At 48.4% G+C, this 20,015-nt stretch carries 21 protein-coding genes, 1 pseudogene and 1 riboswitch; of the genes and pseudogenes, 15 read left to right on the top strand and 7 right to left on the bottom strand.

Translation table 11 applies throughout. From position 1 onward, the window contains the following. Positions 1-507, bottom strand: a 507-nt coding sequence (locus CIK04_RS14045) for an ATP-binding cassette domain-containing protein (protein ID WP_128824623.1), incomplete at its 3' end; no start/stop codon positions are given. Positions 508-852: 345 nt separating this feature from the next. On the opposite strand from CIK04_RS14045, the gene CIK04_RS14040 reads away from it, so the two are divergent. The 12 genes from CIK04_RS14040 (at position 853) to mgtE (ending at position 10,129) form a co-directional block, all read left to right on the top strand. After that, positions 853-1,818, top strand: coding sequence for a calcium/sodium antiporter (locus CIK04_RS14040; RefSeq protein WP_026050418.1), 966 nt, complete (start codon positions 853-855; stop codon positions 1,816-1,818). 21 nt (positions 1,819-1,839) lie between these two features. After that, positions 1,840-2,811, top strand: coding sequence for an arabinose-5-phosphate isomerase KdsD (gene kdsD / locus CIK04_RS14035; protein WP_017420352.1), 972 nt, complete (start codon positions 1,840-1,842; stop codon positions 2,809-2,811). Further along, entirely contained in the window at positions 2,811-3,368 is a 558-nt protein-coding gene (kdsC, locus tag CIK04_RS14030; RefSeq protein ID WP_013572482.1) for a 3-deoxy-manno-octulosonate-8-phosphatase KdsC, read from the top strand. The genes kdsD and kdsC overlap by 1 nt, the downstream gene beginning before the upstream one ends. Next, on the top strand, positions 3,365-3,928 hold the full coding sequence (lptC, locus tag CIK04_RS14025; protein ID WP_011078767.1) for an LPS export ABC transporter periplasmic protein LptC: 564 nt from the start codon (positions 3,365-3,367) through the stop codon (positions 3,926-3,928). The genes kdsC and lptC overlap by 4 nt, the downstream gene beginning before the upstream one ends. Then, positions 3,909-4,403: a lipopolysaccharide transport periplasmic protein LptA gene (lptA, locus tag CIK04_RS14020; RefSeq protein WP_097353288.1), complete on the top strand. Its 495-nt coding sequence runs from the start codon at positions 3,909-3,911 to the stop codon at positions 4,401-4,403. The genes lptC and lptA overlap by 20 nt, the downstream gene beginning before the upstream one ends. Beyond that, positions 4,403-5,128: an LPS export ABC transporter ATP-binding protein gene (gene lptB / locus CIK04_RS14015; RefSeq protein ID WP_011078769.1), complete on the top strand. Its 726-nt coding sequence runs from the start codon at positions 4,403-4,405 to the stop codon at positions 5,126-5,128. The genes lptA and lptB overlap by 1 nt, the downstream gene beginning before the upstream one ends. A 53-nt stretch (positions 5,129-5,181) precedes the next feature. Continuing rightward, positions 5,182-6,645 carry an RNA polymerase factor sigma-54 gene (locus CIK04_RS14010; RefSeq protein ID WP_017420351.1) on the top strand — a complete coding sequence of 488 codons (1,464 nt, stop codon included), beginning with the start codon at positions 5,182-5,184 and terminating at the stop codon, positions 6,643-6,645. Positions 6,646-6,668: 23 nt separating this feature from the next. After that, positions 6,669-6,956, top strand: a complete 288-nt coding sequence (gene hpf / locus CIK04_RS14005) for a ribosome hibernation promoting factor (protein WP_011078771.1) — start codon at positions 6,669-6,671, stop codon at positions 6,954-6,956. A 2-nt stretch (positions 6,957-6,958) separates the two neighbouring features. Then, positions 6,959-7,405, top strand: coding sequence for a PTS IIA-like nitrogen regulatory protein PtsN (ptsN, locus tag CIK04_RS14000; RefSeq protein ID WP_011078772.1), 447 nt, complete (start codon positions 6,959-6,961; stop codon positions 7,403-7,405). A gap of 12 nt (positions 7,406-7,417) precedes the next feature. After that, positions 7,418-8,281 carry an RNase adapter RapZ gene (gene rapZ, locus CIK04_RS13995; protein WP_017420350.1) on the top strand — a complete coding sequence of 288 codons (864 nt, stop codon included), beginning with the start codon at positions 7,418-7,420 and terminating at the stop codon, positions 8,279-8,281. A gap of 2 nt (positions 8,282-8,283) precedes the next feature. Then, positions 8,284-8,559 carry an HPr family phosphocarrier protein gene (locus CIK04_RS13990; RefSeq protein WP_097353287.1) on the top strand — a complete coding sequence of 92 codons (276 nt, stop codon included), beginning with the start codon at positions 8,284-8,286 and terminating at the stop codon, positions 8,557-8,559. A 214-nt stretch (positions 8,560-8,773) separates the two neighbouring features. Continuing rightward, positions 8,774-10,129 (top strand): magnesium transporter, encoded by a 1,356-nt coding sequence (gene mgtE / locus CIK04_RS13985; RefSeq protein ID WP_011078775.1) that lies wholly within the window; start codon positions 8,774-8,776, stop codon positions 10,127-10,129. Between the two features lie 102 nt (positions 10,130-10,231). Here the strand turns inward: mgtE and pmbA are convergent, their stop codons facing one another. Next, positions 10,232-11,575 carry a metalloprotease PmbA gene (pmbA, locus tag CIK04_RS13980; RefSeq protein ID WP_097353286.1) on the bottom strand — a complete coding sequence of 448 codons (1,344 nt, stop codon included), beginning with the start codon at positions 11,573-11,575 and terminating at the stop codon, positions 10,232-10,234. A gap of 117 nt (positions 11,576-11,692) precedes the next feature. On the opposite strand from pmbA, the gene yjgA reads away from it, so the two are divergent. Then, positions 11,693-12,250, top strand: a complete 558-nt coding sequence (yjgA, locus tag CIK04_RS13975; protein WP_097353285.1) for a ribosome biogenesis factor YjgA — start codon at positions 11,693-11,695, stop codon at positions 12,248-12,250. A gap of 92 nt (positions 12,251-12,342) precedes the next feature. Here the strand turns inward: yjgA and thiQ are convergent, their stop codons facing one another. The 5 genes from thiQ to mpl form a co-directional block, all read right to left on the bottom strand. Next, entirely contained in the window at positions 12,343-13,047 is a 705-nt protein-coding gene (gene thiQ / locus CIK04_RS13970; RefSeq protein ID WP_097353284.1) for a thiamine ABC transporter ATP-binding protein, read from the bottom strand. Further along, on the bottom strand, positions 13,041-14,648 hold the full coding sequence (gene thiP, locus CIK04_RS13965; protein ID WP_097353283.1) for a thiamine/thiamine pyrophosphate ABC transporter permease ThiP: 1,608 nt from the start codon (positions 14,646-14,648) through the stop codon (positions 13,041-13,043). Before thiP ends, thiQ begins: the two co-directional genes overlap by 7 nt. Positions 14,649-14,657: 9 nt before the next feature. Then, complete coding sequence (gene thiB, locus CIK04_RS13960) at positions 14,658-15,665, bottom strand: thiamine ABC transporter substrate binding subunit (RefSeq protein ID WP_038940574.1); 1,008 nt, start codon at positions 15,663-15,665, stop codon at positions 14,658-14,660. Positions 15,666-15,731: 66 nt separating this feature from the next. Then, positions 15,732-15,858: riboswitch (TPP riboswitch) on the bottom strand. Between the two features lie 29 nt (positions 15,859-15,887). Continuing rightward, positions 15,888-16,532, bottom strand: a complete 645-nt coding sequence (locus CIK04_RS13955) for a flavin prenyltransferase UbiX (RefSeq protein ID WP_017420345.1) — start codon at positions 16,530-16,532, stop codon at positions 15,888-15,890. Between the two features lie 16 nt (positions 16,533-16,548). After that, positions 16,549-17,910 (bottom strand): UDP-N-acetylmuramate:L-alanyl-gamma-D-glutamyl-meso-diaminopimelate ligase, encoded by a 1,362-nt coding sequence (mpl, locus tag CIK04_RS13950; protein WP_046027935.1) that lies wholly within the window; start codon positions 17,908-17,910, stop codon positions 16,549-16,551. Positions 17,911-18,251: 341 nt separating this feature from the next. Here mpl and fbp point away from each other — a divergent pair, with 341 nt between their 5' ends. After that, positions 18,252-19,268, top strand: a complete 1,017-nt coding sequence (fbp, locus tag CIK04_RS13945) for a class 1 fructose-bisphosphatase (protein WP_080532453.1) — start codon at positions 18,252-18,254, stop codon at positions 19,266-19,268. 141 nt (positions 19,269-19,409) lie between these two features. Further along, a pseudogene (ppa, locus tag CIK04_RS13940) lies at positions 19,410-19,938 on the top strand (inorganic diphosphatase). Positions 19,939-20,015: the final 77 nt, after the last annotated feature.

Genomic DNA, 20,015 nt, shown 5'->3' with positions numbered 1-20,015 from the left:
GGGTTCGTCATACATGATCAGCTCAGGGTCGAGCGCAATGGCTCTTGCTAGGGCAGCTCGACGAGCCATGCCACCAGATAACTCACTTGGCATTAGTTCTGCAGCCCCTCTCAGGCCAACCGCTTCAAGCTTCAATAGTACTAAAGTGCGAATGAGTGAGTCACTCAGCTGAGTGTGTTCACGTAAAGGAAAGGCGACGTTATCGAAGACATTGAGATCAGTAAACAGCGCGCCGGATTGAAACAGCATGCTCATTTTTTTTCTGGCGTGATAAAGCTTAGAGCGAGACAAACTAGGAATATTGACACCATCAAACCAAATCTCACCACTTTCCGGCAAGATTTGCCCACCAATCAGGCGAAGCAATGTGGTCTTTCCAATTCCAGATGGCCCCATGATGGCCGTCACTTTTCCTTTGGGAATACGCAAATCGATGTTGTCGAAAATCTTACGTTGGCCACGGGAAAACGTCAGTCCATGAATCGTTACTAAATCGTTGTGTGACATACTCTCTCTTTATTTACTCAGGTATTCCCCTGCGTTTTTTATCGCACTTGTGTCGATTGGCGACAAATTCGGCAAGCCATGATAAGCAGATTATTTTAGAATTAAAAGCAGTGTTCGATTAATTCCTTTGAACCATCACTCAATTCAATAGACTTTCTTTCTGCACTCTTTATTAATCCTAACGAAAAATAACGCCTTATCGGCTCATCTCTCATTTTCCTTACATATTAGCCTTTACCACTTACGAGGATGTAATTTGTTACCACTTTGGCTTCCATTTTTGTCGGCAAAAGGTCAAAATTAGCGGTTAATCATTCAACTTATCATTACTTTCTGGAACTTATCATGCTCGAAGCCGTCGCGCTGCTTATCGTTGGTCTCATTTTGTTGGTCTGGAGTGCCGACAAACTTGTTTTTGGTTCAGCCGCCCTCGCTCGCAATATCGGTATTTCTCCATTGGTCATCGGTATGACCATCCTAGCAATGGGCTCATCTGCGCCAGAAATGATGGTTTCAGCCACCGCGGCACTTGACGGTAAAACCGATACCGCAGTGGGTAATGTTATAGGTTCGAATATCGCCAACATCGCCCTGATTCTTGGTATTACCGCGTTAGTTCGCCCACTTTCGATCAACTCTGCCGTAGTACGTCGCGAGTTGCCGCTCATGATTGGTGTAACTGTCTTGGCTGGCATCCTACTTTGGGATAGTCATCTTGGTTTCTATGAAGGCGTGCTGCTGTTTGTTTTATTTACCTTATTCCTAGTCGCGATGCTGCAAATCAGCCGTCGCGAACAAAAAACCGGAGATGCCTTCTTAGAAGAGCAAGAGTCGGAAATTCCTCAAGGCGTCAGCAATCCCAAAGCCGCAATGTGGATCGTCATTGGTCTGATCCTTTTACCACTCGCGGCCGATATGCTAGTGGATAATGCGGTCATCATTGCGAAATACTTTGGCATGAGTGACTTGGTGATTGGTTTAACCATTATTGCCGTGGGCACCAGCCTGCCAGAACTGGCCGCCTCTTTGGCGGGTGCTCTGAAAGGTGAAGATGACATGGCGGTCGGTAACATCATCGGCTCCAACGTCTTCAATATTCTTGCCGTGATGGGGATCCCCGGTATTCTCAACCCGTCATTTATTAGTGAATACGCAATGGGACGTGATTTTTGGGTAATGCTGGCGATTTCCTTACTTTTGGTTGTCATGGCATTGGGCAAATCTCGCAGAATTAGTCGTACGGAAGGTGGTATTCTACTGACCTGCTTTATCGGTTATCAGGCCTATCTGTTAATGAACATGGCAGCGTAAGCTGTCTCGCTAGGAGTACACATGACCCTGTCCTTTGATTATCGTGCAGTAGCAAAACAAGTGTTAGCCACGGAAATACGCGGTCTTGAGCAGTTGTCGCAATATTTTGATGAGCAATTTGAGCAAGCGTGCGAATTAATCCTGAATAACGCCGGAAAAGTGGTTGTTATGGGGATGGGGAAATCTGGTCATATCGGGAAAAAGATCGCCGCCTCGTTAGCCAGCACCGGCACTTCCTCGTTCTTTGTTCATCCAGGGGAAGCTTCGCACGGTGACTTAGGAATGATCGAACGTGGGGACATCGTCCTTGCCATTTCCAACTCCGGTGAGTCCTCAGAAATTCTCGCGCTCTTTCCGGTATTAAAGCGATTGGGTATCCGCATCATTAGCATGACTGGCAAACCCAGCTCGACCATGGCAAAACTGGCCGATTACCATTTACAAATCACCGTTCCTGAAGAGGCGTGTCCGTTGGGTTTGGCTCCAACCACCAGCACAACGGCGACTTTAGTGATGGGCGATGCTATGGCTGTGGCCTTGCTGCAAGCCCGCGGCTTTACCGCTGAGGATTTCGCACTGTCCCATCCTGGTGGTGCGCTGGGAAGAAAGCTATTATTGAAACTCAACGACATCATGCATACGGGCGAACAGTTACCGCGCGTCTCTCCGGATGCTTTAGTGCGTGATGCGTTATTGGAAATCTCACAGAAAGGCCTCGGCATGACGGCCATTGTGGGTCAAGACAATCTGTTGCTCGGCATTTTTACTGACGGAGACTTACGCCGTATCTTAGATAAGCGTGTCGACATTCACAGCGCACAGATCGGCGACGTGATGACCAAACACCCTACAGTTGCCAATCCAAGCATGCTCGCGGTTGAAGGGCTCAACCTCATGCAACAGAAGAAAATTAACGGTTTAATGTTGTGCCAAGATGGTAAACTGGTTGGCGCATTAAACATGCACGATTTATTGAAAGCGGGAGTCATGTAGTGACGCAATTCGTTGAAACTTTATACGGTCCAGTAGAACAAGCGATCGTCGATATTGCCCGCGATATTAAACTTCTCATTTGTGATGTGGATGGGGTATTTTCTGACGGTCTGATTTATATGGGCAATCAGGGGGAAGAGTTGAAAACCTTCCACACCCGAGACGGTTATGGCGTCAAAGCGCTTATGAATGCGGGCATTGAAATTGCGATTATTACCGGTCGTCAGTCACAAATTGTCGAGAACCGAATGAAGGCATTAGGTATTTCACTCATTTATCAAGGTCAGGATGATAAAGTCCGCGCCTACTACGATATTTGTGACAAACTCTCCATCCTCCCAGAACAAACCGGGTATATTGGAGACGATTTAATCGACTGGCCTGTGATGGAAAAAGTAGCATTACAAGTTTGTGTTGCTGATGGTCATCCGCTACTGGCACAACGCGCCAACTATGTTACCCGCATTAAGGGGGGGCATGGTGCCGTGCGTGAAGTTTGCGATCTCATTTTACAGGCACGTGGAGAATTAGACGCTCACAAAGGTCTGAGTATATGAGTTTTTCTCGGCTGATTTATTTGCTGCTGTTTTTCGTTGTCAGTTGGTCTTGCTACTACTTGTATGGCCAACGTGAAGCTCAATCGGTACAAGTGGCCCCCAATTTAGAGCTACCGATGTTTAGTGGCGAATCACTCAACAACATCAGCTACAACTCTGATGGCATACGAAGCCATCAGATCTCTTCGTCGCATTTGGATCACTACGCCAAAAGTGGCGATACCGTTTTTGAAAATCCGAGTTTAGTCATCTACCGCGATGGCGACACGATCGAATGGAAAATCACAGCTCGACGCGCCGTGCTGGATGAAGAGCAAGTGTTGACCCTCTCCGACCACGTGAGAATGCAAAACTTGTTGCCAGGCGCCAGCTTCGAAATGCTGTCTACGGACAAACTGGAAATCGATCTGTCGAATCGAGATTTTCATGCTGACCAGCAGGTTTTATTGATTGGTCCACAATTTGAAACCACCGGAGAAGCGATGAAGGGTAACCTGAAAACCAACACAGCGACTCTGTATAATCATGTACAAGGTAGATATGAAACCCTTACACCTTAGTCTTTTTGCTCTTATACTGGCCACCAGCAACGCCTATGCGTTGAAATCTGACACTCAGCAGCCTGTTTATATTGATTCCGATTCACAGCAATTAGATATGCGTAGTAATCAAGTCATCTTTGATGGCGACGTCTCTCTCAAACAGGGCAGCATCAATATCAATGCCGATAAAATCGTCGTCACACGCGATCCTGAGAGCAATACAATTAAAAAGATCGAAGCCTTTGGCCAGCCAGCGACCTTTTCACAATTGATGGATGATGGCAAAACGCTGAGCGGCAGCGCTAAACAGCTCGATTACAGCATCGATAACGATCAGTTGACCATGAAAGGTCAAGCGGAGCTAGCGCAAGACAACAACGTCATCAAAGGTTCGTCAATTGTCTACCAAATTGCTTTACAAAAACTGATGGCCGACAGCTCTAAAAATGAGCGTGTCACCACCGTTTTACAGCCAAGTCAGGTGAATAACTAATGGCGGTATTGAGCGCAAAACACTTAGCGAAAAGCTATAAAAAACGCAAAGTCGTTACAGACGTTAGCTTGCAGGTTGAATCAGGCCAAATCGTGGGATTACTGGGCCCTAACGGCGCAGGCAAAACCACCTCGTTTTACATGATTGTAGGACTGGTGCCTCGCGATGAAGGCTCCATTAAGATTGATGATCGTGACATCAGTATTCTTCCGATGCATAGCCGCTCTAAGTTGGGCATTGGCTATTTGCCACAAGAAGCGTCGATTTTCCGCAAGCTCTCTGTTGAAGACAACATCATGGCGGTTTTGCAAACTCGCAACGAGCTCACGCGCGAAGAACGCCAGGACAAACTGGAAGACTTATTAGAAGAGTTCCACATTCAGCACATTCGTCACAGCGCGGGCATGGCATTATCCGGTGGTGAACGACGCCGAGTGGAAATTGCCCGAGCGTTAGCGGCCAACCCACAGTTCATTTTATTGGATGAACCTTTTGCCGGCGTTGACCCTATTTCGGTCATTGATATCAAAAAAATTATCGAACATCTGCGCGATCGAGGCTTAGGTGTCCTGATTACCGACCACAACGTACGTGAAACCTTAGACGTCTGTGAAAAAGCCTACATCGTTAGCCAAGGTCGTTTGATTGCGGAAGGAACACCTGAACAAGTTCTCAACAATGAACAGGTAAAACAAGTTTATCTCGGCGAACAATTCCGACTATGATTAAATGAAGAACAACAGAACCAATTACGAGAATAAAAGGTAAGTACTACTGAATGAAACCTTCATTACAACTCAAGCTAGGTCAACAGTTAGCCATGACGCCTCAGCTCCAGCAGGCCATCCGTTTGCTGCAGCTGTCCACCTTGGATTTACAACAAGAAATCCAAGAAGCACTGGAATCAAATCCGTTATTGGAAGTGGAAGAGCATCAAGAAGAAGCGCAACTGAATGGCGAAGAGAAAGCGATCAATGAAGGTTCCGATTCGGATGATTTTTCTGTTGAGAGCGACATTCCTGACAGCTCAGATGTGATTGAAAAATCCGAAATCAGTAGCGAACTGGAAATCGACACCACCTGGGATGACGTTTACAGTGCCAACTCTGGCAATACAGGCATCGCACTCGATGATGACATGCCGGTCTATCAAGGTGAAACAACGGAAACACTGCACGACTACTTACAGTGGCAACTGGATTTAACCCCGTTTAGCGACACTGACCGCATGATCGCCTTTGCCATCATTGATGCCATCGACGACACTGGCTACCTCACTATCAGCCCTGAAGAGATCTTAGAAAGCCTGAACAGCGTCGATATCGAACTCGACGAAGTGGAAGCCGTACGCAAACGCATCCAACAGTTCGATCCCCTGGGTGTCGCGTCGCAAAACCTACAAGAATGCTTACTGCTGCAACTGGCCACATTTCCGACCGAGACCCCTTGGCTAGCCGAAGCAAAAATGGTCCTGAGCCATCACATTGATGCGCTAGGCAATCGCGATTACAAGCTGATCGTCAAAGAAGCGAAGCTCAAAGAAGAAGACCTACGTGAAACGCTCAAACTGATCCAGCAACTTGATCCAAGGCCTGGCAGTAAGATCAATGCCATCGAGCCCGAGTACGTGATCCCAGATGTCTCGGTATTTAAAGAGCATGGCAAATGGAGTGTCGCGATCAATCCAGACAGCATTCCAAAATTGAAAGTCAATCAACAATATGCGCAACTTGGCAAAGGCAGCAGCGCCGATAGCCAGTACATTCGCAGCAATTTGCAAGAGGCGAAATGGTTAATTAAGAGCCTTGAGAGCAGAAACGAGACGCTGCTCAAAGTTGCACGTTGCATAGTTGAACATCAACATGATTTCTTCGAGTATGGGGAAGAAGCAATGAAACCTATGGTGCTAAATGATGTGGCAACCGCGGTTGAGATGCACGAATCCACCATCTCACGCGTGACAACCCAGAAGTTTATGCACACGCCTAGAGGTATCTTTGAATTGAAATATTTCTTCTCTAGCCATGTTAGTACGGATAGTGGAGGAGAATGTTCATCGACAGCAATTCGCGCACTCATTAAGAAGTTAGTCACTGCCGAAAACAGTGCGAAACCACTGAGTGATAGCAAAATTGCTGCCTTACTGGCAGACCAAGGAATTCAGGTCGCACGGCGAACGATAGCTAAGTACCGCGAGTCCTTAGGCATTGCCCCATCTAGTCAGCGAAAACGCCTACTTTAGGCCTCAACTGAAAAGGAAAGTCTATGCAAATCAATATTCAAGGCCATCATGTTGATCTTACCGATTCAATGCAGGACTATGTTCACACCAAGTTTGACAAACTTGAACGATTTTTTGATCACATCAATAGCATACAAGTTGTACTTAAAGTTGAAAAAATTCACCAGATCGCGGAAGCTACGCTCCACGTCAATCAAGGTGAAATTCACGCCTCCTCTGACGATGAGAACATGTACGCCGCGATTGATTCGCTGGTGGATAAACTGGTTCGCCAGTTGAACAAACACAAAGAAAAACTACACAGTCATTAACCATGCAACTTAGCACAATACTTTCTCTGGACTGCACCAAAAGTGCAGTCCAGTGTTCTAGCAAAAAACGCGCACTAGAAATCATCAGTAACTTGGTCGCAGAGCACACAGGCCAAGATTCCACCGAACTCTTTGAATGCATGCTTAGCCGCGAGAAAATGGGCAGTACTGGTATCGGCAATGGTATTGCGATTCCACACGCGCGCATGACCGCAGCAGACAAAGCTGTCGCCGTTCTTTTGCAATGTGAAGAACCGATCGATTTTGATTCGATTGATAACCGTCCTGTGGATCTCCTTTTTGCTTTATTGGTCCCAGAAGAGCAGTGTAAAGAGCACCTCAAAACGCTTTCGTCGATGGCAGAGCGCCTCAGCGACAAGCAGGTTCTGAAGTTACTGCGCGCAGCGCAAAGCGATCAAGAACTGTACGACATCATGACCAATCAGTAACGGAAACCAACCATGCGTCTTATTGTAGTGAGTGGGCACTCCGGTGCAGGGAAAAGTGTCGCGCTACGTGTGTTAGAAGATATGGGTTACTACTGCGTAGATAACCTCCCGGTTAACCTGCTGGAATCTTTCATACAATCAGTTTCGGAAAGCAAACAGAATGTCGCGGTCAGCATTGACGTTCGCAACATTCCGAAGAAACTGAAAGAGCTGACAACGACGCTAAAAAAGCTGAAATCCAGCATTGACCTTTCGATTCTCTTTTTAGATGCGGATAAAGCTACCCTTCTCAAACGCTACAGTGAGACTCGCCGCGTTCACCCTCTTTCTTTAAGTGATGAGTGCCATACCCTAGATCAAGCGATCGACCTTGAGAAAAAAATGCTCAAGCCATTGAAAGAGATCGCCGATATCTTACTCAACAGCAGCAACCAATCACTGCATGATCTCAGTGAAGACGTACGCTACCGAATTGAAGGAAAAGAGCGTAATAAGCTCATCATGGTGTTCGAGTCTTTTGGCTTCAAATTTGGTTTACCAACAGACGCCGACTATGTGTTTGATGTCCGATTTCTGCCCAACCCTCATTGGGAACCCGCGCTACGTCCGATGACGGGGTTGGATGCGCCCATCAAAACCTTTTTAGAAAGCCATGATGAAGTATTAGAACTCAAAAGACAGATTCAAACCTTTATCGAGCACTGGTTGCCTTTGCTGGAAAAAAACAATCGCAGCTATTTAACCGTGGCGATTGGCTGTACGGGAGGCAAACACCGCTCCGTCTACTTAACCCAGCAAATCGGCGAATATTTCGCAGCGATGGGGCACACCGTTAAGATCCGCCATACCACTTTGGAAAAACGCAACAAGGAATAGTCGTGGAACTCAGCCGCAAAGTACTCATACAGAATCGACTTGGCTTGCACGCTCGTGCTGCCGTCAAATTGGTAGAACTGGCACAAAGCTTTGCCGCCGAAGTCACCATCGACAATGAAGAAAACAAAACCGCCGCAGCTGACAGCGTGATGGGGCTACTCATGCTTGAGTCTGCACAAGGGCAATATGTGACCATTCATGCCAGTGGCGAACAGGCAGAACAGGCCCTAGACGCCATTTGTCATCTTATCGAAGATAAGTTTGAAGAAGGCGAATAGCCTTCTTCGCTTTCACACTCGGCACACTTTCCCTGTCACGAATCATCACAACTGCTATTCTTTTCATAGCCAAGGTTACTCAGTAAACCAATTATTTCTTTGGAAGAAATACTGACAGAGTTTTGTCGAGTGAGCATGCTTTCTCGGGTTACTTGTGTGGCGAATTAAGTTATTATTCAACACATTGTAAATATCTAGGAATCAGGGGGTCACCGTGGCAGAGCAAATTGAATTCGACCAAGCTCACCAAGCCCTCCAGGAAGTTTCTGAAGCGCTCGAAAATGGCCGCTTCGTTCACGTCCGACGTCAACTTCAGGACATGGAGCCTGAAGATATTGCCCACCTACTTGAAGCGTCCCCACGTAAAAGCCGTGAAGTTTTATGGCAACTCACCGACCCTGAGGATTATGGTGAAATCCTTGACGAGCTGAGTGAAGACGTCAAAGACAGCCTTGTCTCAAAAATGGCCCCAGAGGATCTCGCCGAAGCGACCGAAGGGATGGACACCGATGACGTTGCTTACGTTCTACGTAGCCTACCAGACAACGTTTCTCGCGAAGTACTGGCGCAAATGGATGCGGCGGATCGTCTGCGCGTGGAAACCGCGCTGTCCTATTCTGAGGACACGGCCGGTGGCTTGATGAACACCGACGTGATCACCATTCGCGGTGATGTTGATGTCGATGTGGTTCTGCGTTACTTACGCATGAAAGGTGAGCTGCCGGAAAACACCGATGCACTTTACGTGATTGACGAAGAGAGCCGTTTGATTGGTGAACTGCCTATCTCTATCCTCATCACCACCCAGCCTGATGTCAAAGTCAGTGAAGTGATGGAAGACGTGGATGACGCGATTGCGGTCACCACCAGCGACTCAGATGTAGCTAGCCTATTTGAACGTCGAAACTGGATCTCCGCCCCCGTCATTGATGAAAACCAGCATCTGGTTGGTCGTATCACCATCGATGACGTCGTCGACGTTATTCGTGAAGATGCCGAACACTCGATGATGAGTATGGCGGGTTTGAACGACGATGAAGACACCTTTGCTCCCGTGGTTAAATCGGCGCGTAAACGCAGTATTTGGCTCGGAGCGAATGTGCTTGCCGCCTTAGCGGCCGCGTCGGTTTCCAACATGTTTGAAGCGACCCTTGATCAGATGGCGGCCATTGCGGTATTGATGACCATTGTTCCCTCCATGGGCGGCGTGGCAGGCAACCAAACGGTCGCACTGGTGATCCGTGGTTTAGCGCTCGGTCATATCGGTGATGCCAACAAACGTGAACTGTTGATGAAAGAAGCGGCGATCGGTTTTCTCAACGGGGTGTTATGGGCGTTGATCATCGGTGGTATCGTGGTCGCTTGGAAAGGTAACTGGCTACTCGGCGGCATCATTTCTGCCGCAATGATGACCAACTTAATTGTCGCGGGCATTGCCGGGGTAACCATCCCTATCCTACTCAAGAAGATGAACATTGACCCAGCCTTAGCGGGCGGTATGGCGCTGACCACCGTCACGGATGTGATTGGTTTATCGGTGTTTTTAGGTCTTGCCACCATTTTGATTTAACGACCTGACGCTATCAAAATGAAAAGCAGAATAGAAACAAAACAAAAAAGGTTGCTTACTGAGCAACCTTTTTTCATCTCTTAACGAATGCCGCAATCGCGGTTATTCGCCCGCAATCTTCATCGATGGCAATAAAATAGAACCGGTTTGAATTTGTGAGCGCGTCTCTACATCGCTACCAACGGCAACGATTTGCTGGAACATCTCTTTCAAATTACCCGCAATGGTGATTTCTGATACTGGGAACTGCAACTCGCCATTTTCCACCCAGAAACCCGCCGCGCCACGTGAGTAATCGCCAGTCACCACATTCACACCTTGCCCCATCACTTCGGTCACGAGTAAACCCGTACCCAGCTCTTTGAGCATTTGTTGGAAATTTTGCCCTGTCGATTGCACAAACCAGTTGTGAATCCCCCCCGCATGACCCGTTGGCGTCATATTCATTTTACGCGCAGCGTAACTGGTGAGCAGATAAGTGGCGAGCACACCATTGGTGATGATTTCGCGATCTTGCGTGTAAACCCCTTCACTGTCGAATGGGCTCGATGCCAAACCACGCAGAATATGCGGGCGCTCCGAGATATTGAACCACTCTGGCAGCACTTGCTTGCCTAAATGATCAAGTAAGAAAGACGATTTGCGATACAAGTTACCGCCACTGATCGCCATCACTAAATGACCGATAAGCCCAGTTGCCACATCCGCGGCAAACATCACCGGGTATTTGCCCGTTTTTAGCTTGCGGGCATCTAAACGTTCAATGGTTTTCTGCGCCGCTTCGCGACCGACTTGTTCAGGGCGCCACATGTCATCACGATGACGAGCGACAGTGTAGCTGTAGTCGCGCTCCATTTCGCCATTTTTGCCTTCACCAATCACACAACAACTGATGCTGTGGCGACTCGAGGCATAACTTGCCAATAAACCGTGGCTGTTGCCGTAGACGCGAACGCCGTAATGGCTGTCGTAACTCGCGCCATCACTCTGCTTAATTTTATCGCTGTAGTTAAGCGCATGCTCTTCAGCAGCAATGGCCATTTTCGCCGCATAATCGGGATCGGGCGTATCTGGATGGAAGAGATCCAAATCCGGAATCTCTTTCACCATCAACTCAGCAGGAGCTGGCCCCGCGCAAGGATCTTCTGACGTGTATTGCGCAATATCCAAGGCTGCTAAGACGGTCTGTTCAATCGCTTTCTCACTGAGATCCGATGTCGACGCGCTGCCTTTACGCTGACCACGATAAACCGTAATGCCTAAAGCGCCATCACTGTTAAACTCGACGTTTTCTACTTCACACATGCGAGTCGAAACACTTAAGCCCGTGGTTTTGTTGATCGCAACTTCAGCACCATCGCTATGTTGCGCTGCCAGCGCGAGCGCTTTGGCAACCGCGGCTTCGAGCTCAACTCTTTGCTGAGCAACTTGCTGTTTTACATCCATATCTCAATCATCTTTGATTTGTAATGGCATAAGAATAACAAGAATTTCGCTTTCTCCCCACGATTCTTGTTAAAATAGGGCTAATCTTATTTTGAGAAAGTGATATAGGCAGAAAAGATGGCCCGTAAAAACCAAAAAGCGCCATGGGAACCTGAAGAAGAGTACATCCTCGTCAGCAAGTCTGAAATGAAGCGTGACATGGACGCGCTACAGAAGTTGGGTGAAGAGCTAGTGGAACTCAAACCTTCGGTATTGGCTAAGTTCCCAATCAGCGAAGAGTTACTTGATGCAATCAAAGATGCGCAGCGTTTCAAAAACGAGGCCCGTCGTCGCCAGTTGCAATACATTGGTAAAGTGATGCGCCAAGAAGATCCAGAGCCAATTCAAGCGGCGCTGGACAAAATCCGTAACAAGCACTCGCAAAGCACCGCTGTGCTGCACAAGCTAGAAACGCTACGTGAGCGTATTGTTGAACAAGGTGATAGTGCAATTGATGATGTGGTTGCACTTTACCCTAAAGCAGATCGCCAGCGTTTGCGCCAGTTAGCTCGTATGGCGACAAAAGAGAGACAAGCGAACAAACCACCAAAGTCGTATCGTGAAATCTTCCAGATCTTAAAAGAGCTTAATGATGACGCGGTTTCAGACTCGATCGAAAACGAGCTAAAACAGTAATAGCGACACTGTAAAAGATAAGAAACAAAGGTTGGCTCACTGCCAACCTTTTTTATCTCTGCACTACAACAGATCGTTGCCGCCTTTATCTATCATACTGCGGCTTGGAAGAACGCTACCAACTCAGGGTGGCTGTGCTTTTCATTGAGGCTTGTAATGGGTCCATGCGCGGCAATGGTACCCTTGTCGATATAGGCAAAATGGCTAGCAATGGCACGTGCATCACTTAAATGGTGCGTCACCATCAATACCGTAATGGCGCGCTCTTGCGCCAGCTGTTTGACGAGCGAGAGCATTTCTTCACGCAAGACGGGATCGAGCGCGGAAAACGGCTCATCCAGTAACCAAATTGGGTTGGGCTGGACAAAACAACGCGCAAGGGCCACTCGCTGTCGCTGACCACCAGAGAGCTGCTCTGGCAGCCGATCTAAATAGGCTTCAATGCCAACCTGCTTTGCCGCTTGCTCCACTTGCTTTTGTTGCTGTGACGTCAGCTTCAAACCGGGATGCAATCCCAACGCAATGTTGTCACGCACCGTAAGATGAGCAAACAAATTGTGTTCTTGAAACAACATCGAGAAAGGGCGCTGCGCGGGAGAAAGCGTATTGAGCAAACGCCCCTCCAATGCCATGCGACCCGACTGAGGCGAAATGAACCCTGCCAGCAGCGCCAGCAAGGTGGACTTTCCTGCCCCACTTGGCCCCATCAACGCCACAATACTGCCTGCTTCTACCTCTAAATCAAAAGCAAACAGGTCTTGATGATAGTAATAATGCACCTGTTGCAGCGTTAGCATGGTGACTTCTCCTGATGTTGATTCGATTTGGTGCTGAGTAAGGACTCACTCAGGGCAAAACAGCCGACACTCAGCAGCAATAACGTGAGTGACACCACCGCTGCTGCCTCCATTTGATAACTGCCGAGTAACTGGTACAGATAGAGCGGTAAGGTACGAAAATCTTGGCTACCAAATAAGGCAATTGCGCTCAAATCACCAATGGAAAACATAAAACAGAGCGCAAACGCATTGGCGAAAGGTTTACGCAGTGCGCGCCACTCAACGATTTTAAAACGATTCCACCCACTTAAGCCCAATGTAGCAGCCAAGTATTGATACTGCTGCTCGCAATGCAGCATCGGCTGAGCGAGCGTTTTAATCGCGTAGGGTAATGCCATCAAACTGTTGACGAGGATGACGATCAACAGCGCCAAACTGAACACATCTGCAAAACTGCGCAGCAATAAAAACAACCCAGTACTCACCACCAAACCTGGCGTCACCAAAATAATAGTGCCAATCATTTCAATGCCGTCTGCTCGATGTCTCTGAGCTCGAAGTCGCCAAGCACGGCTAGTCAATAAGATGGTAATAGCGGCAGCCACAGCCAAACTGGCTGCACCAAGCGCAACGCGAAACGATGCCCACATTGCCGACCAAAAACGTCCATCGCTTATCACTTCGGGCAGTTTGCTGTTGAGACCACTAATGACCACCATCAAAAGCGGCGGTATGACGAGTAGACATGCGAGTACTATCCATATCGCGTCCCAAATGTTCTGCAACCCGCTTGGTGGTGTGATAGGTTCAAGCCTTTGCTGGCTGCCAACACTAACAGGTAATGGCTTAGTGAAACGTTGGATGCTCAGAACTAAAACCGTGCACAGCAGCATCTGCCAAATCGCGAGCAACGCCCCCGATCGCAAATCAAAATCGAACTTAATCGCTTGATAGATGGCCAGTTCAATCGTGGTCGACTTTGGCCCACCGCCCAATGCCATCACCGCGGCAAAGCTGGTGAAGCAAAGCATGAACACCAAGCCACACACATGTGGCAGTTGCTGACGCAATCGCGGCCATTCGACCCAACGAAACTTCTGCCAACTGTTCATACCAAGATGAGCCGCCAGTTTATGCTGCTCTGCCGGAATCGACTCTAAGGTTTGCAGCAGCAATCGCGCCGCATACGGTAAATTGAAAAACACGTGCGCGAGCAAAATGCCGCTCAATCCATAGATAGAAAAGGGCAATTTGGCGTCAAAGCTTGCCAATATACTCGCCAACCAACCACTGTTCCCATAAATGGCCAACAAGCCAAACACGCCAACCAATACTGGCAGCACCAAGGTGGACGCAAACAATTTGAGCAATAACGAACGGCCAACAAAATGTCGCCGAGACAAGGCGTGTGCGACGGGAAGCGCCAAACTGACACTCAGCAGCATCGACAACGTCGCTTGAAGAAAACTAAATTGCGTAACATGGCGGTAATAAGGATCTTGCCATACCGCAGTGAGATCCAGCGTCGGCGTCGCCAACAAGAGCGCCGAGAGAGCAGAAACAACAAAGGTCGCGATGATCATCGCGACCCCAATGCCCAATTTAGGAACCGAATTCAATGCTACGCCTTAAAACGTCAACGCGCTTTGCCATTCGCGAATCCAAGCTTTACGCTGCTTCGCCACCTCTTCTGCACTGAAACTCAATGCCTTCTCAGGCACCGTTAAACTGCCGTAGCCCTCTGGCAGCGTCACGTTGGTCACTGGGTACATCCAGTTGCCCGTAGGCATTGCCCCTTGGAACTCATCACTTAAAATGAAACGCATAAACTGATCGGCTAACGCTTGATTTGAGCTGCTTTTCACTTTTGCTGCGACTTCCACTTGCATGTAGTGACCTTCGCTAAAATCTGCCGCTGCAAATTGTGCGTCATTTTCAGCAATCAGGTGGTACGCTGGTGAGGTAGTGTAAGAGAGCACCATATCCGATTCCCCTTTGAGGAACATCGAGTACGCTTCCGACCAACCTTTCGTGACCGTCACGGTTTTCTTCGCCAGTTGCTGCCATGCGCCCGTCACGTCATCGCCATACACCGACTTCATCCACAGCATCAAACCTTGACCGGGCGTAGAAGTGCGAGGGTCTTGGTAGATGACTTTCAGATCATCACGTGATTCCACCAGCTCTTTTAAGCTTTTTGGTGGATTCGCCAGTTTGTCTTTGTTGTAAACAAACGCAAAGTAACCGTAGTCGTAAGGAATAAACGTGTCGTCAGCCCAACCATTTGGTAACGAAAGCGCTTGGGTGTTCACTTGATGTGGTGCAAGTAAGCCTGTGGCTTTGGCTTCTGCCATCAAATTATTGTCCAAACCTAAAACAATATCCGCTTTGGTATTACTGCCTTCTAAACGCAAGCGGTTGAGAATCGATACCCCATCGTCCAGCGCGACAAAATTCACATCGCAGCCACACTGCGCTTCAAATGCTTTTTCGACCGTCGGGCCTGGGCCCCAATCGGAGGCAAAAGAATCGTAGGTGTAAATGGTTAAGGTTTTATCCGCCGCAAGTGCAGAAGAAGAGATGCCCATCATTGAAGTGATTGACGCTAGGGCTATCAGGTTTAGAGTGTGTTTCACGGCTCGCTCTCCATTTGACATGAGTTGAGCGGCACAGGCTTGAGGTAGGTGTTAATCGTCCTTACAAATTAATCCCGACTCAATTCCTACGCCAGCATTATCTGGTTCAGGTTTACGGGTCCTAGGCACAGGCCTAATCTCAGCCTCTGTAATGCACCAATGTGCAAACAGATAAGCTCCCCGATGAGTGTTTCGGATTGTAATCGGAATGCCTTCGCTTGGCTATACAGAGTCACCATCATTGCGATGATCGTATCCCCAACGCGGCACCAAAACCTGTTCAATGCCGAGATGATCCAAGATACGCGCGACCATAAAATCAATCAGATCGTCTATCGACTGAGGTTGATGATAGAAACCCGGCGCGGCGGGCATGATAGTGACACCTAACTGCGAAAGCTTGTGCATGTTTTCAAGATGCAAGGTCGAAAAGGGCGTTTCACGCACCACCAAAATCAATTGGCCACGCTCTTTCATCACCACATCAGCGGCACGCTCAATTAAATTGTCTGACATGCCATGAGCAATCGCCGCTACACTCCCTGCCGAGCAAGGGCAAACCACCATCTGCTTCGGTGCGGCCGAGCCAGAAGCCACTGGCGAGAACCAATCGTCTTTACCGCATACCACCAGCTTGTCGGCAGGACAACCCAGATGCTTCACTAGCGCTTGCTGCGCGGCGTCAGGATTGGCTGGCAGTTTGAGACCATGCTCGGTAGCCAACACCACTCTTGCCGCAGAAGAGATCAGCAGGTAGACACGGTAGTCTGCCGCCAGTAATTGCTGTAATAAACGTAGCCCATAAGGCGCGCCAGAGGCGCCAGTAAAGGCTAACGTGATCGATTTTTCTTGGTTTCTCATGCTCATCTAATGTATGTATTTTCTAGCGCGTTGATTTCTCTAAAGCGGTCAGTAATTTACCGTGAATACCCTCAAAACCGCCATTGCTCATGACCAAAATCTGTGTTCCTGCCTCGGCGCGCTGCGCAATGTTCGCCACAAACTGGTCAATGTTATCACTGGTGAATGCGGGTTGCTGACATTGAGCCGCCACGTCCTGCACCGACCAAGCAATTGACTCTGGTTGGTAAAGGAACACTTCATCCGCCTGCTTGAGTGAAGCCGCCAAAGTCTCTTTGTGAACACCACGTTTCATGGTGGCTGAGCGTGGCTCCAGTACCGCGATGATTTTCTTATCGCCCACCTTATTACGTAAACCAGCGAGCGTCAGTTCAATCGCAGTTGGGTGATGGGCAAAATCGTCATACACCGCCACACCATTGACTTCCCCTTTCAGCTCTAGGCGACGCTTGGTATTGATAAAGCGCCCTAGTGCCTCACAAGCCAGATCAGGCGTCACACCCACATGACGCGCCGCTGCGATCGCCATCAACGCATTATCGACATTATGATCACCGACTAAGTCCCATTGCACCGTGCCCACTTGCTCACCATGCAGCCACACTTCAAAGTGTGAACCATCTTTGCTGAGTTTGACCGCTTGCCACTCTCCATCTTGACCGGAAAACTCCTGGTCACTCCAGCAGCCTCGTGACAACACATCCGCTAATGCGACGTCTTGCTTGGGCGCCAAAATACGGCCATTACCAGGAACAGTACGCACTAAGTGGTGAAATTGTCGCTTGATCGCTTCAAGATCATCAAAGATGTCTGCATGATCAAACTCTAAGTTATTCATGATCAAGGTGCGAGGATGGTAATGCACAAACTTAGATCGCTTGTCGAAAAAAGCACTGTCATATTCGTCGGCTTCAACGACAAAAAACATGCTTTCGCCTAAACGCGCGGAGACACCGAAGTTACCGAGCACGCCACCAACAAGAAATCCCGGCTGGTAACCACAATCTTCCAAAATCCACGCCAGCATGCTCGAGGTAGTGGTTTTGCCATGCGTGCCCGATACCGCGAGCACCCAGCGGTCATGCAACAAAAACTCCTGCAGCCACTGCGGCCCAGAGGTATAACGCAGGTTGTGATTCAACACATATTCAACACAAGGGTTACCACGGCTCATGGCATTGCCAATTACCACCAAGTCTGGCGCAGGATTGAGCTGAGAAGGGTCAAAGCCTTCAATAATTTCAATGCCTTGAGACTCGAGCAAGGTGCTCATTGGTGGGTAAACATTGGCGTCAGAGCCGGTCACTTTGTGGCCCAACTGTCGCGCTAAAATCGCAGCACCACCCATGAAAGTGCCACAAATTCCCAAGATATGAATATGCATAAATTGAATCCTGCCATCAGACTGTTTTTTCTCGTTCTCATTATCATGATAACCGTTAGAAAAGCGAGCAGCATTATTGGCCTTGTACCACATGCCGCTCAGTTTTTGCTGTTGGGTTGAAGCAAACGCTGTTTTTTCAGCCACTTTTTATCGAACTCTTCCGTGTAATCAACCGGTTTCATTCGACATACAAATTGAGATCTGCGTCGGTTACTTCATTACCATTAATAAGATCTAAACCTTACACTTATTGGGAGCGCAAACGATAACCTTCGTCACATCCATCAAGAGATGCAGCTCAAACTCCCCCAACATTATTCAGCGAAGTTTAAGGAAATAACATGTCTGGAATGCGCACCCTTGGCGAGTTCATTGTTGAGAAACAAGCGGACTTCCCCCACGCTAGCGGTGATCTCTCTTCTCTTTTGTCGTCGATTCGCTTGGCGGCCAAAATCGTTAACCGTGAAATCAACAAAGCGGGTCTCGTTGATATCACAGGCGCGGCAGGAGTAGAGAATATACAAGGCGAAGTTCAACAAAAGTTGGACGTCTATGCGAATGAAAAATTCAAATCGGCACTCGAAGCACGCGACCAAGTGTGTGGCGTAGCGAGTGAAGAAGAAGATGAAGCGGTTGCTTTTAATAAAGAGCTCAACAAAAACGCCAAATACGTGGTATTGATGGACCCTCTTGATGGGTCGTCAAACATCGACGTTAACGTTTCTGTCGGCACCATTTTCTCTATTTACCGTCGAGTTTCCCCTATTGGCACCCCTCCGACTCAAGAAGACTTCTTGCAGCCAGGGCACAAACAAGTGGCCGCGGGTTACATCATTTACGGCTCTTCCACCATGTTGGTGTACACCACGGGCAATGGCGTGAATGGTTTCACCTACGATCCATCACTCGGCACCTTCTGTCTGTCGCACGAAAATATGATGATCCCGAAAGATGGCAAGATCTACTCAATTAACGAAGGCAACTACATTCGATTCCCTATGGGCGTGAAAAAATACATTAAGTATTGTCAGGAAAATGTGCCAGAAGATGGCCGTCCTTACACCTCACGCTACATCGGCTCGCTCGTGGCGGATTTCCATCGCAACCTGCTTAAGGGCGGTATTTATCTTTACCCAAGCACACAAAGCCACCCTCAGGGTAAGCTGCGTTTGCTGTATGAATGCAACCCGATGGCCTTTTTGATTGAACAAGCCGGTGGTTTGGCTTCTGACGGGGTAAACCGCATTCTTGATTTAAAACCAACAGAACTGCATCAGCGCGTGCCTTTCTTTGTTGGCTCCACCAACATGGTGAAGAAAGTCGAAGAGTTCCTCGAAGTCTATCGTGACGAAGCCTAAAGAATGAGACAAAGCGCCTGCAACAGCAGGCGCTTTTTGTTAGCCACTTTGGAAAGCCCAACGCACTCGGTTTACAGCTCTGCCTGTTTGCGGCTAAATTATCACCGTTCAGCCCAAAAACTAAAGAAAAGGAAATCACTCATGAGTTTAAATAACGTCCCGGCGGGCAAATCACTGCCTGATGATCTGTATGTGGTTATTGAGATCCCAGCCAACGCGGATCCGATCAAATACGAAGTGGACAAAGAGTCTGGCGCGGTGTTCGTTGATCGCTTTATGTCGGCGCCGATGTTCTATCCATGCAACTATGGCTACGTTAATCACACGCTTTCATTGGATGGCGACCCTGTCGATGTGTGTCCACCCACTTACCCYTTGATGCCTGGTTCAGTGATCCGTTGTCGCCCGGTGGGCGTGCTTAAAATGACCGATGAATCCGGCGAAGATGCCAAAGTCGTGGCAGTACCACACTCCAAACTGTCCAAAGAGTACGATCATATCCAAGACGTCAACGATCTACCTGAGTTGCTCAAAGCGCAAATCGACCCATTTCTTTGAGCGCTACAAAGAGCTTGAATCAGGTAAGTGGGTCAAAGTAGATGGTTGGGAAGACGTGGAAGCCGCGCGCAAAGAGATCCTAGATTCTTATCAGCGTGCACAGAGCAAATAATCCTTGTTCATTGAAAGGCAAAAGAGCTGTGTGAACACAGCTCTTTTGATCCTTGACAAGCACTTCGGTTCTTACCG

The sequence above is a fragment of the Vibrio sp. 03_296 genome, assembly GCF_002265885.1.
Note: the sequence above shows the minus strand (reverse complement) of the source record. Positions and strands in the feature narration are given on the sequence as shown.